This is a genomic window from Xanthomonas hydrangeae (assembly GCF_032697525.1).
GTDB classification, from domain to species: Bacteria; Pseudomonadota; Gammaproteobacteria; order Xanthomonadales; family Xanthomonadaceae; genus Xanthomonas; species Xanthomonas hydrangeae.
The window spans coordinates 148725-163401 of sequence record NZ_CP103836.1; the positions used below are offsets into that span (position 1 = coordinate 148725).

Annotated in this window: 7 protein-coding genes and 1 pseudogene; 4 read left to right on the plus strand and 4 right to left on the minus strand. The window is 64.8% G+C overall.

The features are described 5' to 3' along the window. Nucleotides 1-279: 279 nt before the first annotated feature. Entirely contained in the window at nucleotides 280-1092 is an 813-nt protein-coding gene (locus tag NYR97_RS00615) for a C1 family peptidase (RefSeq protein ID WP_316696013.1), read from the plus strand. Nucleotides 1093-1228: 136 nt separating this feature from the next. On the opposite strand, the gene creC is transcribed toward NYR97_RS00615, so the two are convergent. Continuing rightward, nucleotides 1229-2677: a two-component system sensor histidine kinase CreC gene (gene creC, locus NYR97_RS00620; RefSeq protein ID WP_316696014.1), complete on the minus strand. Its 1449-nt coding sequence runs from the start codon at nucleotides 2675-2677 to the stop codon at nucleotides 1229-1231. 48 nt (nucleotides 2678-2725) lie between these two features. Beyond that, entirely contained in the window at nucleotides 2726-3430 is a 705-nt protein-coding gene (gene creB, locus NYR97_RS00625) for a two-component system response regulator CreB (protein ID WP_316696015.1), read from the minus strand. Between the two features lie 34 nt (nucleotides 3431-3464). Here creB and NYR97_RS00630 point away from each other — a divergent pair, with 34 nt between their 5' ends. From NYR97_RS00630 to mfd, 3 genes are all read left to right on the plus strand, one after another. Beyond that, nucleotides 3465-4373, plus strand: coding sequence for a 23S rRNA (adenine(2030)-N(6))-methyltransferase RlmJ (locus NYR97_RS00630; RefSeq protein WP_316696016.1), 909 nt, complete (start codon nucleotides 3465-3467; stop codon nucleotides 4371-4373). A 193-nt stretch (nucleotides 4374-4566) separates the two neighbouring features. Further along, entirely contained in the window at nucleotides 4567-5109 is a 543-nt protein-coding gene (locus NYR97_RS00635; protein ID WP_006450344.1) for a GNAT family N-acetyltransferase, read from the plus strand. Between the two features lie 822 nt (nucleotides 5110-5931). Continuing rightward, the gene (gene mfd, locus NYR97_RS00640) at nucleotides 5932-9402 is read left to right on the plus strand and encodes a transcription-repair coupling factor (protein ID WP_316696018.1); all 3471 of its coding nucleotides are present in this window, start codon (nucleotides 5932-5934) and stop codon (nucleotides 9400-9402) included. A 76-nt stretch (nucleotides 9403-9478) separates the two neighbouring features. On the opposite strand, the pseudogene NYR97_RS00645 reads toward mfd, so the two are convergent. Together NYR97_RS00645 and NYR97_RS00650 are read right to left on the minus strand one after the other, a co-directional pair. Next, nucleotides 9479-10144: pseudogene (locus tag NYR97_RS00645) on the minus strand (hypothetical protein); the annotation flags it as partial. Nucleotides 10145-10155: 11 nt separating this feature from the next. Beyond that, the gene (locus NYR97_RS00650) at nucleotides 10156-14667 is read right to left on the minus strand and encodes a phospholipase effector Tle1 domain-containing protein (protein ID WP_316696019.1); all 4512 of its coding nucleotides are present in this window, start codon (nucleotides 14665-14667) and stop codon (nucleotides 10156-10158) included. Between the last annotated feature and the right edge of the window lie 10 nt (nucleotides 14668-14677).

Below are 14677 nucleotides of genomic sequence, written 5' to 3' on the forward strand. Positions count from 1 at the left end.
AGGCCCAGGACATGCTTCCGTTGCATCGCCAAGGTTTCGCATCACCGCCGCGCGCCTGGCCGCCAGGCGCAACGATGCGAATGCAGTTTCGCATCACGGGGCCATTGCTTTTTTTCGAGTCTGTGTTGATCACGGCGTTCTAGTTCCGTCGTTCTGCGGCGTCCTCATTCAACGTTACGCGCACCGCATCGGCGGTGTCGCACACGCATGCCCGCTTGCCGGCCGTGGTTCCAGAAGTGCGCACCACTGCATTCCTCTCTTGCCTGGAGTTTGCCTTTCATGAACAAGCAACGTTCACTCAGCCTCTGCCTGCTCGCTGCGCTGAGCCTGTCCTCCGCCGCCGCACAGGCGGCAATGCACGGGATGGGCCTGAAACCCTCGGCATTGATGCAGCCGGTCACGCCCTTGTTCGGCATTGCCAGCGCCGCCAAACCCCTGCCCGCCACGGTGGACCTGACTGCCTGGGCCATCACCCCAGGCGACCAGGGCCAGGTGGGGTCATGTGCGTCATGGGCAACCGCCCACACCCTGACCGGTTGGTATGCCAACGCCAACAAGCAGGCGCAAACCCGCTTCGCCCCGATGTATCTCTACAGCCAGGTCAACAACGGCGTCGATGAGGGATCCACGCTGGAAGCGCCGCTGGACGTCGCGCTGGCCCAAGGCATCGACACCGAGCAGCACTACTCGTGGGGCAACTACAACTGGAAGAACCCACCCACTGCAGCCGACCGCGCCAACGCTGCCAAGAACCCCACGCCGTACCGCAAGTACACCGTGCTGTATTCGGGCGACGGCAATGGCGGGCGGGCCCTGATCGAACAGATCAAACTCGCGCTGGCCTCGTCCACGCCGGTGGCCATCGGCTTCTATGTCCGTCAGGGGTTCGAAGACCTCACGCCGAAAAACCAGGTCGACTACGACACCAAGACGCCGATCCTGGGCGGGCACGCGGTGATCGCGCTGGGGTACGACAGCGAGGGGCTGATCGTCGAAAACAGCTGGGGCACCGAGTGGGGCAACAAGGGCTTTGGCAAGCTGTCCTGGTCGGTGGTCGCCAAGGACGTCATCGGGGCCGACGTGGTGCACTAGCACACAGCGGCTGCGCACCGTGGTGATGCGCGGCTGACACGGATGCGGCATGTGCCCTGGCGCATGCCGCTTCAGTGCCACCGCGATGCCGCCGCCATCGGCAGCCGGCCTGTGCACATACGGCATGCAAAGCCGTTTAGCCGATGGGCAGGCGCAGGGTCGCGACCGCACCGCCACCGTCCCGATTGCCCAGTGTCGCCTCGCCGCCGTGCAGGCGCGCGACTTCGCGCACGAACGGCAGGCCAAGGCCGGAGCTGCGTTGTCCGGTCTGCGGGCGGGCCAGCGAGTAGAAACGCTCGAACACCCGTTCCAGTGCGTAATCCGGCACGCCGCTGCCGCGGTCTTCTACCACCAGCTGCACCTGTTCCTTCAGCACCTGCGCACGCAGCTGGATGGTGCTGTCTTGCGGCGAGAACGCGATGGCGTTTTCCAGCAGGTTGATCAGCGCCTGACGCAGCAGGAATCCATCGCCCAGCACGTACTGCCCGCGCGCCGTGTCGGAGCCGGCATCGCTTTCCAGCCGCACGCCGGCCGCTGCCGCGCGCGGCAGCACGGCGTCCATTGCTGCCTGCAGCAGGCCGGCCACCGCGATGCGCTCGCGCGTCTGCAGCCAGCCATGCTGTTCCACCTCGGCCAGCGCCAGCAGCTTGTCGATGGTTTCGGTCAGGCGCAGCTCCTGCGCGCGGATGCTGGCGACGAAGTGTTGGCGATCGGCTTCCGGCAGTGGCTCGCTCAACAGTTCGGACGCCCCGCGGATTGCCGCCAGCGGGCTTTTCATCTCGTGCGTCAGCGACTGCACGTACTGCTCCACGTAGGCCTTGCCTTCGAGCTTGCGCCGCATGCTTTCCAGCGCCTGGCCCAGGTCGCCGATTTCATCGCCGCGCGGTTTTGGCGGCGGCACCGGAATGCCCGCGCTCACCGCCTGCGCGTAGCGATTGAGCCGGCCGATGCCGCGCATCAGCCACCAGGTCATCAAGATGCCGATCAATGCGGAAATACCGATCAACCAGGCACCCCGCTGCAGGATGTTGCGCTGGCTGGCTTCGATAAACGGGTCGATGCTGCGATTGGGCTGGGCCAGCGTCAGCACGCCGATCAATTTGCCTGCATCGTTGGGTGCATAGATCGGTGCGGCCACATGCATCACCGTGGCGGTCGGGTCGCCATCGACCTCGGGGCTGGAGCGCGCGCCGTATTCGCCGCGCAAGGTGCGATAGACATCGTTCCAGCGCGAATTGTCGCGGCCCACATCGCGGCCCAGCGAATCGAAGACGACCATGCCGCGCGCATCTGTCACGGTGACGCGGTATGCCACGTCGTTCTTGCGGAACCGCCACACCCAGGCCTTGGGATCGCGCCGCTGCGCCTGCGCCACGTTGCGCGCAAAGCTGCCGGTGGCGATGGTGCCGACGGCCAATTCGCCGCTGGCCATTTCCGCCAGCACATTGGCCGCATCCACCAGCGTGGATTCCATCGCCTGGCGCACGCCCGGCTTGACCTCGTTGACGAACACCCGCATCACGAAGAACGCGGCCAGCCCGACAATCAGAAAGAAGCCCAGGAACAGCTTGAGACCGAGCCGCATGTCAGACCCCGGCCTGGAGAACAATGCGACGCCTGCGCTCACCCATGCCTACAGCTCCAGCGCGTAGCCAAGGCCACGGTGGGTGCGGATCGGGTCGGCCGGTACGCCGGCCTGGCGCAGCTTGCCGCGCAGCGTCTTGATATGGGTATCGACGGTGCGGTCTGCACTGTCGGCGCTGGCATCCCAGCCGCGATCCATCAGTTGTGCGCGGCTGAGGATCGCGCCGGGGCGCTGCAACAATGCCGACAGCAGCGCGTATTCGTAGCGGGTCAGCGGCAGCAGCGCCTCGCCATAGCGGATGCGGCTGCCCTCGCGATCGATCGCAAACGCACCATGCGGCTGCCAGCCCGCCTCCGCGACTGCGACCACGTTGCGGCGACGCAGCCGCGCGCGCACCCGCGCCACCAGCTCGCGCGGGGAGAATGGCTTGGCCATGTAGTCGTCAGCGCCCAGCTCGAAGCCGAGCACGCGGTCGATCTCGTCGTTGCGCGCGGTCAGGAAGATCACTGGCACGTCGCTGAAACTGCGCAACGCGCGGCACACCTCGAAGCCGTTGATGTCCGGCAGGCCCACGTCCAGCACCACCACATCGGCCGGGTCGGCGCGCAGCCGCGCCAAGGCATCGCGACCCAGCAGGCAATGCTCGGGCGCATAGCCTTCGCTACGCAGCGCGTACAGCACGGGGTCGGCAATGGCGGCTTCGTCTTCGACGACGAGCACGCGGGCGGGGGACTCGGACATGGCGCGCAGCATAGCCGCATGCTGGCGCGGCCCGTACACTGCCGCGATGAACTATCGTCACGCCTTCCATGCCGGCAACCATGCCGACGTGCTCAAGCACATCGCCTTGCTGGCGCTGATCGACACCCTCAAGCGCAAGGACACCCCGTTCTTCGTGCTCGATACCCACGCCGGGCGCGGGCGCTACCAGCTCGGTGGCGAAGAGAGCCGCAAGACCAACGAGGCCGATGCCGGGGTGATGCGGCTGATGGCCGAGTCGACCCTGCCCGAGGTGGTGGAACGCTACCTGCGCGCGGTGCAGGCCGACAACCAGACCGTCGCCCGCCCGGCCACGCCCGGTCAGAAGCCGGCGCGCGCCACCGCGGGCATCCAGATCAATCACTACCCGGGCTCGCCGTTGCTGGCGGCACAGGCGCTGCGCGAGCAGGACCGCATGGCGTTTTGCGAGTTGCAGCCGGAAGAGGCCGAGGCGCTCAAGCGCCTGTTCGCCAGGGACAGCCGCGTGCGCGTGCATGCCGGCGATGGCTATGAGGCGATTCGCGCCTTCGTGCCGCCGCGCGCGGGCGAGACCAGGATCGGCCGCGGGCTGGTGCTGATCGACCCGCCGTACGAGTCGCAGGAGGCCGAGTACCCGCAGGTCATCCACAGCGTGCGCGAGACCCTGGCGCGCTGGCCGCAGGCGATCTGCATGGTGTGGTACCCGATCAAGCTGCGCCGCAGCCTGCAGCCGTTCATGCGCAAGGCCGCCACGCTGCCGGCCAAGTCGGTGCTGGTGGCCGAGCTGCAGGTGCGCCCGGACGACTCGCCGCTGCGCCTGACCGGCAGCGGACTGCTGATCGTCAATGCGCCGTGGCAGTTCGACCAGGTGCTGGCGCCTGCGCTGCCGGTGCTGAAGAAGCACCTCGGCGAGGCAGCTGCCTCGACCCGGCTGGAATGGCTGCGCCAGGACGCCTGAGGTATCAGGGCTGGGCGCCCCTGTGCGCCGGCAACCGCAGCTGCATACTCACGACTGGATCACGGTATCGCTCGGTACAGTGAGGTGGGAAGCACTGCCACCCTCCAAACGGCCCCCAGCGGCGCACCGGATTCATTCACGGTTGTGCGCTGGGCTGGTGCCAGAATCTTCCGATCTTCAAGGAACACCGGTCATGGCCATTCGCAATCGCATGCCTCCCTGGCATGAAAACTTCAGTCTGCCCAATGGCCGCACCCTTCTGCTCCGACCGATCCGTCCCGAGGACGGTCCGCCGCTGCAGGGGGCTTTCAGCCTGTTGGGACCGGAGGAAATCCGCGAGCGCTTCGTGCGCTCCTCCGCCGAAATCACGCCGGAGATGGTGCAGCGTCTGACCCACCCCAATCCCAAGAGCGAGATCGTGCTGGTCGCTGCCGAGCAGTTGCCGCCAGGCGAGGCGCTGGTTGGCGCAGTCGCGCGCGCTGCATTGGTGCCGGGCACCCGCCAGGCCGAGTACACCATCCTGGTCAGCAGCTTCGTCGCCGGCCAGGGCCTGGGGCGGCAGCTGATGCGCAAGCTGGTCAAGTGGGCACGGCGCAAGTATCTGGACTGCCTGTTCGGTGACGTGCTGCAAAGCAACGTGCCGATGCTGCAACTGGCAGAGTCGCTGGGCTTCAAGCCGCAGCCGCATCCGGATTCGCCGGAGCTGGTACGGATGGTGCTCGAGCTGGATGCTTGAGGGGCTGGGATTCGGGATTCGGGATTCTGCCTAAAGCCGATGATCTGTCGCTTGGTTGCAGGGCCCTTGCCCGCCCACCATCGCGGGACACGCTGCAAGTACGTCCTTGTAAGCTCTTACGCGGCATCCATGCCGCGTAAGGTCCCGCGACGGTGGGCGGGCAATGACCAGTCGAGATGGTCGGTGTGCAGAGCTATTTGAAATGCCGCTTGGTGTGTAAGTGATTGAATACTGCGGATAGGGCAGTTGCAGAGCGATTGATCTTCCGCTTCGCTGGAGGGCCCTTGCCCCCACCATCGCGGGACACGCCGCAAGTACGTCCATGTAGGCTCTTACGCGGCATCCATGCCGCGTAAGGTCCCGCGACGGTGGGCGGGCAAGGACCAGTGGAGACGGTCGGTGTGCAGGGTGCAAGCAAAGCACGACCTGCGTTGAGTGGATAACGGCGCGTCCGCTCAGCTTCCCAAAACAAGCCGAGCAACCGACAAGCTTTTAATAAAACAACCGACTGACTGTCTGGCGCGGTGCCCTCACCGATTGCGGGACCGTGTGGCGGCATGGATGCCGCCACCGAGCCTACATGGACGTACTTGCGGCGTGTCCCGCGAGCCGTGAGGGCACCGCGCGCTCGACCAACCGGGCTTTTGACCTACGCTTCCGACTGTATCTTGCACCACGGGGTGCTTTCCAAGGTTTGCCAGGTGCCAGAAAGGCGGTACGTAACGCTAGACCCTGCAGCGCCCTTCTGCGCAGATGGCCAGACGCCGGGTTTCACACCGGATGGACCGGTCGCAGCGGGCGCTCTGATAAAATTACGGGCTGATGCCGTCGCCAACCACCTTCCCCTCTCCGCCGCTGCCCAAGTCCGGCCAGCTTCGTGCCTATTGGCGCGCCCCGTCTTCTCCGACTGCGCTGGCCTGGTCGATCGCGCGCGCCGCCGAGGCGCATGCCGGCCCGCTGCTGGTGATCGCGCGCGATAACCAGAGTGCGCACCAGATCGAATCGGATCTGCACGCCCTGCTCGGCGAACACGCCACGCTGCCGGTGGTGCCGTTTCCCGATTGGGAGACCCTGCCCTACGACCAGTTCAGCCCGCACCCGGAAATCATCAGCCAGCGTTTGGCTGCGCTGCACCGTTTGCCCACACTGACCCGTGGCGTGGTGATCGTGCCGGTGCAGACACTGATGCAGCAACTGGCACCGCTGAGCTACATCGTCGGTGGCAGCTTCGATCTGAAGGTCGGCCAGCAGCTGGATCTGGATGCGGAAAAACGCCGCCTGGAAAGCGCCGGTTACCGCAACGTGCCGCAGGTGATGGACCCGGGCGATTTCGCAGTGCGCGGCGGCTTGCTCGACGTGTTTCCGATGGGAGAGGCCACACCGTTGCGTGTGGAGCTGCTGGACGAGGATATCGATTCGATCCGCGCCTTCGACCCGGAATCGCAGCGCTCGCTGGACAAGGTCGATGCCGTCAAATTGCTGCCCGGCCGCGAAGTGCCGATGGACGATGCCAGCATCGAGCGCGTGCTGGCCTGCCTGCGCGAACGCTTCGATGTGGATACCCGGCGCAGCGCGCTGTATCAGGATCTGAAATCGGGTCTGGCGCCCTCGGGCGTCGAGTATTACCTGCCGATGTTCTTCAGCAAGACTGCCAGCTTGTTCGATTATCTGGACAAGCGCACGTTGCCGTTGATCGCCACCGGCGTGTCCAACGCGGCCGACACGTTCTGGGCGCAGGCGCAGGATCGCTACGAGCAGCGCCGCCACGATGTGGAGCGCCCGCTGCTGACGCCGGACGAGTTGTATCAATCGCCGGATGCACTGCGCGAGCGGCTCAACAAGCTGGCACGCATCGAAGTCTGGGCCAGCGATCACCCGCGCATCGACGAGGCCGCCGCACTCGGCGACCAACCGTTGCCGCCGCTGCCGGTTGCGGCAAAGGACGCCCCGGCCGGTCAGGCGCTGGCCTCGTTCCTGAGCCATTACCCGGGCCGCGTGCTGGTGGCATCGGATTCGGCCGGTCGCCGCGAGGCCTTGATGGAAGTGCTGGCCGCCGCGCAGTTGAAGCCGGAGGTCGTTGCCGACCTGCCCGCCTTCCTGGCTGCCGGCAAGCTGCGCTTCGGTATCACGGTAGCGCCGTTGGAAGACGGCTTTGCGCTGGACACCCCGCAGATTGCGGTGCTGACCGAGCGCCAGCTGTTTCCCGAGCGGGCCAACCAGCCGCGTCGCACGCGACGTGTGGGCCGCGAGCCGGAAGCGATCATCCGCGATCTGGGCGAGCTGTCCGAAGGCGCGCCGATCGTGCACGAAGACCACGGTGTGGGCCGCTACCGCGGGCTGATCGTGCTCGATGCCGGTGGCATGCCCGGCGAGTTCCTGGAGATCGAGTACGCCAAGGGCGACCGGCTGTATGTGCCGGTGGCGCAGTTGCATCTGATCAGCCGTTATTCCGGCGCCTCGGCCGAGACCGCGCCGTTGCATTCGCTGGGCGGCGAGCAATGGACCAAAGCCAAACGCAAGGCGGCCGAAAAGGTGCGCGACGTGGCGGCCGAATTGCTGGAAATCCAGGCCCGCCGACGCGCGCGTGCCGGGCTGGCGTTGCAGGTGGACCGCGCGATGTACGAGCCATTCGCAGCCGGTTTCCCCTTCGAAGAAACCGCCGACCAGTTGGCCGCCATCGATGCGACGTTGCGCGATCTGGGCAGCAGCCAGCCGATGGACCGCGTGGTCTGCGGCGATGTGGGCTTCGGCAAGACCGAAGTTGCGGTGCGCGCCGCGTTTGCTGCGGCCAGCGCCGGCAAGCAGGTCGCGGTGCTGGTGCCGACGACGTTGCTGGCCGAGCAGCATTACCGCAATTTCCGCGACCGCTTCGCCGATTACCCGATGAAGGTGGAAGTGCTGTCGCGCTTCAAGAGCACCAAGGAAATCAAGGCCGAGCTGGAGAAGGTCGCCAGCGGCGATATCGACGTCATCATCGGCACGCACCGCCTGCTGCAGCCGGACGTGAAGTTCAAGGATCTGGGCCTGGTCGTCGTCGACGAAGAACAGCGCTTCGGTGTGCGGCAGAAGGAAGCGCTCAAGGCGATGCGCGCCAACGTGCATCTGCTCACGCTCACTGCCACGCCGATTCCGCGCACGCTGAATATGGCCATGGCCGGCTTGCGCGATCTGTCGATCATTGCCACTCCGCCGCCGAACCGGCTCGCCGTGCAGACCTTCATCACTGCCTGGGACAACGCGTTGTTACGCGAGGCCTTCCAGCGCGAGCTCAGTCGCGGCGGGCAGCTGTATTTCCTGCACAACGATGTGGAAAGCATCGTGCGCATGCAGCGCGACTTGTCCGAACTGGTGCCGGAGGCGCGCATCGGCATCGCGCATGGGCAGATGCCCGAGCGCGAGCTGGAGCGGGTGATGCTGGATTTCCAGAAGCAGCGCTTCAACGTGTTGCTGTCGACCACGATCATCGAATCGGGCATCGACATTCCCAACGCCAACACCATCATCATCAACCGCGCCGACCGCTTTGGCCTGGCCCAGCTGCATCAGTTGCGCGGCCGCGTCGGTCGCTCGCATCACCGCGCGTATGCGTATCTGGTGGTGCCGGACCGTCTCTCGATCACCGCCGATGCCGAGAAGCGTCTGGAAGCGATCGCCTCGATGGACGAGCTCGGTGCCGGCTTCACCCTGGCCACGCACGATCTGGAAATCCGCGGCGCCGGCGAGCTGCTGGGCGAGGACCAGAGCGGGCAGATGGCCGAGGTCGGCTTCAGCCTGTACACCGAGTTGCTGGAACGCGCGGTGCGCAGTATTCGCCAGGGCAACCTGCCCGATCTGGATGCCGGCGACGAGGTGCGAGGCGCCGAAGTCGAACTGCATGTGGCCTCGCTGATTCCCGCAGATTATCTGCCCGACGTGCATACACGGCTGACGCTGTACAAGCGCATCTCCAGTGCGCGTAACAGCGATGCCTTGCGCGAATTGCAGGTGGAAATGATCGACCGCTTCGGCCTGCTGCCGGATCCGGTCAAGCATCTGTTCGCCATTGCCGAGCTCAAGCTGCAGGCCAACGCGCTGGGTGTGCGCAAGCTGGATCTGGGCGAAAACGGCGGCCGTCTGGTATTCGAGGCCAAGCCGTCGATCGACCCGGTGGCGGTGATCCAGATGATCCAGAAGCAGCCCAAGATCTACACCATGGACGGCCCGGACAAGCTGCGCATCAAGCTGCCGCTGCCGGAAGGTGTGGACCGTTTCAACGCTGCGCGTGGCTTGTTGACGATGCTGGCGCCGAGGTAACGCCGGGGCGATGTCTGCAAACAGGCCGGATGCAGATAGATCGGACCTCGTCGGAATCGGAGACGTCTGCGGGCATTTATTGCGAAGTGGATTTGCGAAGCGTGATCTCACGATACTGACCGCGATCACCGTATCGCGGTCCTTTCTTCTCGAACTCGGCACATAGCCTGCCTTCGCCGCAGGCAACGAGGTTGGCGCGGGTCACACGATCCAGATAGTCGATCTCTGCACGACGCTCTTTGGCTTCGGCCAGAATCGGCGTTGCGCTTTTGACAGCGTAACCAGCCGCGCCCACGCACATGATCGCCCCAACGATCATCGCAGCGAATCCGATCCACATGCGTCGCGTGGCTGTTGTTTCCAGGGAGTGCTGTGCCTGAGCATAGTGCCGGGTGGCCTGCTGAAGGGTTTGCTCCGCATGGGCCATCTTCTTGTTGAACCGCTCGGCCGCAGGTTCCAGCGTCTGCGCCAATGCCTGATGGGTCAATTGCGTGAGCCGTGGGAGGGCGTTCTCCACCACCCGATTGACGCGTTGATCGGCGTTATTGATCGCGCTCTGTAGCAGCTGCAGTTGTTGCCGCACGAGATTTTCCAAGGCCTGTTCTCGCTGTTGCAGCACCGCGATCAGTCCTGCCATGGCCTTGATTGATTCTTGCGTCGCATGGTCCAGCTGGCTGGCTTCAGGCAGCGCCGAGGTGTTCTGCATGCCCATGATGTTTTCCTCAATATTCCACCGAGTACAAGGCCTTTCCGCTACCCACCTCCACCGTCGCCACCCCCACCTCCGTCACCCTGCGGGCCGCTTTGCATCGCAGATCCATGGGCGAACTGCGGCAGCGTCATCACCATCACCGGGCCACGGCTGGTCTGCACCTCTGTCGAGACGTCCATGCCCAACGCCTGCTGTGTAGCCACCTGTTCCTGTGCTTCCTGCAGTGCTTTAGCTTCCAGGTGTTCGCGGCCCTGCTGCGCTAACGCATTGGTGTGCGCACTTTTGGCGATCCGGCTCAAGGCGTGCTCGATTGCAAGATCATTCTTGGAGTCGATGGCGTACAACAGATCGTCCACATCCCGATCGCCGGTAATGTTCTTGCGCGTTGGCTGCGGCCGATCGTCCTGCTCGCCAACCGCTTGCGCATCGGCAGCAAAGGCATGACGTTGCGGCACGGCGTCCACCAGCGCGGGGGCTGGTTGTCTTAGCGCAGAGGGGCCGTCCGGATCGTACCCATTACGTAATTCCAGCTCGGTAAACGGCTGCTCACCGCGCTCCACGCGCGCTTGCCGCGCTTCTGCGACGCGGGTTTCTGTTTCGAGATCCTGTTCGATCTGGATGCGGAGCTCACGCATGGTGCGCGTTATTTCCTCCCAGGAGTCTGGATCCGCAGGGACATGGGTGGCAGGCAGATCTTGCTCATCTGCTTGGGACACGGAAGGCAACTGCCGCGCATCGGCCACACCCTCGGGCATATCGGTAGAACGGTCAGCCGTCGGCATGGCCAGGGATGGCGCTGCCGCTCGTGCAAGGTGTGCAAACGATGGCAACGCTGCTGGGGCATTGGGCGCTTCCAGCACGGAAGGCAGCGGCGTCTGTTGCTGTTGCTCGTCGCTGCTTTCTGCAACGATCGATGTAACGAGCGATGACGCAGCAGGTGGCGCGCTTCTCATCTGAGCAAGATGCGCGTGCGCTTGCTCTTCTGTCAGCTGCGCCAACGCTTCATGATGCGCAGCCGAGGCTTGCATCGTCGGCAGCTCTTTGCCGGGATGCGCACCCGCATCCTGCTGCGGATATGCCGGCGATGCATGCGCGGTCGCGGTGGTCTGCTGTGACGGTTGCGTGGCTTCTCGTGTGCCGGACTCTAGCGTTTGCGGGCCTTGCGCCTGTTGCGGAGCGATATCGATCGTATGCAATTGCCCGAGCTGGGCCTGCTGCTCTGGCGTGGTTTGGGCGAGCTCAGTCTGGACCTGACGCTGCTGCTGTTCGCGCGCGTGAATATCCTGCGTTTGTAACTGCGATGGCTGGTACTGCTGTGCGTCCCGTGCCTGATACTGCTCGCGCTCTTGAACACTCTGCGTATGGATGGACGGCAGCTCGCGCTGCTGCGCGTGTTGTACCTGAAGCGATTGCGCCTGCTCGCCTTGCGGCGCCTTCGGACCATGAAGCGGCTGTTGTTCATGCCGTTGAGCGTTCTGCGCTTGTTGCTGTTCCTGCTTGTGTTGCTGGGCTTCCTGCACCTGATGTGTCTGGGTTTCGCGCTGCTGAACCTGGCGCTGTTCTTGTTGGATCTGTTGTGTGTCCTGCGCCTGGCGTTGCTGCTCACGCTGTTGGGTGTGCTGTGTATGCTGTGCTTGCTGTTCCTCTTTTTCCCGTTGCTGCAGCACCTGACCCTGATGCGCAAGCGTTGCGTGGGCTTGCAGCGCCTGTGCGGCGCGCCCACGTTCTTCATGTGCGGACTGCGCTTGCAACATGTGCTCGCGCACCTGCGCAGCCTGCTGCTCCTGTGCCTGGCGCTCCTGCTGCTCGCGTTCCTGACGCGCCTGCGCCGCGCCGGCTGCCTGCATCCGCACCTGCATATCAAGCACCAGCTGGGGGCTGGCAGATGCGTTGGAACTCGACGTGTCGCTGTCGTTCGACCCGTCGGGTGCTTGCGCGGTGGATGTCGGTCGCTGCGCAAGCACATCGGCAGCGGACGAACGCGTTTGTCGTTGCGCCTGCACTTCACTCAGGGCCTGGCGAATATCCTCGGTACTAGTCACGGCCGCAATGCGATCCACGCCATCGGCCCCGCGCTGAAAATGGGCGACGGGGCTGTCGGCCCCGAACGCGCCGCCTGGCCCGCGCTGCAATTGCATCGCGCCATCGCCGGAGAGCCCCGCTGTTTCGCGCGTGCGCTGCATCGCCAACTCGATCGCCTCGCGCCACTGCGGCTGCAACTCCGTTCCAACAAGACGGTAGCGATACAACGTCTGCTCGCGGTGCACGTCCTGCGGCGATGACGGCGATTGCTGGATGAACGCAACCGCCTGTGCATGCTCGGCCAAAGCCGGTTGCAGGATCGCGCGAGTGGTGTCGAGTTCCAGCGCGACATTGCCTGCCGCAGCACCATCCTCACCGGCCCAGCGGCCGTCTGCATCGCGGCGATACTGCTGGCCGTCCGATGCGGTCAGTGCATCTGGATTCGGCAATGCCTTCTGTACCGCTGCCGACATCGCAAGGCCGTCGGCAGCCCAGCCACTGCGGTGATACGCCAGCTCATAACGCGCCGCAATCGCGTCGGGGCTGTTGGCGATGTTGCGGGCGATCACCGCCTCGGCTTGCGCGTCCAGTTCTGCCGCGCGCGCAGGCGCTGCGGTTTCCTGCGCGTAGACGCCGCGATCGTTTGCGCCCGCGATGCCGGTCTTGATCTGGCGATGCCATTGGCCATCCGATGCATCGCGCATCCAGTCGGCGGCGCTTAGGCTCGGGGTGTCGGTGTCGCTCGCAGGAAGGCGATAAGGATTCTGCTGCGGCGGCGCGTCCCGCAACGCCAGTTCTGCCGCCGCATTGGTGGCCTGAAAATTCAGTTCGCGCGCCTTCTCATAACTGGCCACTATCAGGGTGCGGGTCGGGTTGCCCACCGCATCATTGCTAGCATCGGCCATGCCCTCACGCGCCCAGGCGGTGCCGTTGAAGGACCATTGCACGCCCTGGCGATCGGCCTGCTGGTAGATGGCGCGGCTGTCGAACAGGTCGGCAGCCTTCTCGCCGGCCTTGCTCATGAAATACGCATCGGCGGCGATCAGCGCCATCGGCCCAGCGCCGGAGGCACCCAACGCATACGCAGCGGCCGTGCCACCGGCCCAGCCGCCGACATTGCGGCCGGCAAAATGCGCCAGCTCCGAGCGTGAGGCCAAGGGGTTGTCTTGCGAGAGGAATGTGGCGATCTTCTCGCCGGACTGTGTCGCTTCGTAGAGCGTGGCGGCTACGCCCAGCGCCCCGGCGGCTTTGACGCCGGGGCGGTCGAGCATAGGGGGTGGGTAAGGCCTGACTTCGACACCGGGCGCGCGCAACAAGCGTGCCGTCAGCGAATCGCCCTCTGTCAACGCGGCATCGGCCACCTGCGCGCTGCGTTGCACAGGCCGTGCGGTCTGTGCCATAGGCGCAAATGTGCTGTGCAGCGGTTCGGGCATATGCGAAGGCAGTTGCACCACCTCGCCCGGTTGCGCATAACGTGCGTAGTCGGCGGCAAGTTGATGCACCTGCCCGGCGGCCGTGGCTCGGTCCATCTTCGGCGTGCTGCGGAACAGCACATTGCCCTCTTCCGAGCGGTGAATCACATTCATGCGCGCATCGGTGGGCTCGTACATGCGCGGCAGCAATGACTCGCTGAGCAAGCCGTTGTGGTAGTCGGTCATCAGGTTGAGGCTGCGCACGCCCAGCCCACCGCGCAGGTAGCTGCCGCCGATGTCCGAATGCGCACCGGCCACGGTGACATGCAGGAAGCGGCCATCTTCCGAGGCGCCATGCGGAATGATTTGATCCACCGGAAACAAGCCCCGCCGTTCATCCGCGGCGCTGACCTGAAAGCCGGACACCACCGACGGCGGCAGGCGCCGGTCGAACAACTCCATGTAGCCGGTAGGCACCGGATCGTACAGGCTCAGGCTCATCGGCGTCAGACCGGGAGCCTGGTGATAGCGGTTGTAGAGAGGCAGCCCGTTTTCATGGATGCCTCGGATGCCGCCGTCAGGGTTGGGAATGCCCCGCGCATCGATCATGCGGGCCAGCATTGGGACCTGGCTGGCGCCACGGCTGAAACCTTCCAGATGGAAAGCAATCTTGGCTTGCGGGTCGGTCTGGAAGATTTCTTGCGATTGCGTTCTCATCCGCTCATACATCTCCTCTGCACGCGCCAGGCTAGTGCGCCCGGTGGCACCGTCTACGGTGCGCGCCAGTATCTGGTCCTGGGTGCCGGCACCTTCGATGTATTCGACGCGGATGCGTTCCACGCCAGCGTCTTTCAAATCTCTAACTTGCTGACGAAATTTGGCGACATTGGTGGCATGCAACGGATCTTTGTCGGCATCGTTGCCGGTGCCATCCATCAGGCCAACGATCAGATACGAATGCGGGTCGGCACGGTCGAACAGCTGCGGCACCTTGAAGCGATACAGGCCCTGCGCCGCCTGATCGTAGGTTTGCAGATGCTCCGGCGTGGCCGCGTAGTGCGACACATCATCCAGCGGCAGGCCGTCTTCACCCAATTGCAGAACCGTCTTCTTGTCCATGGCGAACGTT

Bases quoted from the DNA above. Each gene is read 5' to 3' on its own strand.
- NYR97_RS00615 (WP_316696013.1), top strand. From the start codon at position 280: ATGAACAAGCAACGTTCACTCAGCCTCTGCCTGCTCGCTGCGCTGAGC.
- creC (WP_316696014.1), bottom strand. From the start codon at position 2,677: ATGCGGCTCGGTCTCAAGCTGTTCCTGGGCTTCTTTCTGATTGTCGGG.
- creB (WP_316696015.1), bottom strand. From the start codon at position 3,430: ATGCTGCGCGCCATGTCCGAGTCCCCCGCCCGCGTGCTCGTCGTCGAA.
- NYR97_RS00630 (WP_316696016.1), top strand. From the start codon at position 3,465: ATGAACTATCGTCACGCCTTCCATGCCGGCAACCATGCCGACGTGCTC.
- NYR97_RS00635 (WP_006450344.1), top strand. From the start codon at position 4,567: ATGGCCATTCGCAATCGCATGCCTCCCTGGCATGAAAACTTCAGTCTG.
- mfd (WP_316696018.1), top strand. From the start codon at position 5,932: ATGCCGTCGCCAACCACCTTCCCCTCTCCGCCGCTGCCCAAGTCCGGC.
- NYR97_RS00650 (WP_316696019.1), bottom strand. From the start codon at position 14,667: ATGGACAAGAAGACGGTTCTGCAATTGGGTGAAGACGGCCTGCCGCTG.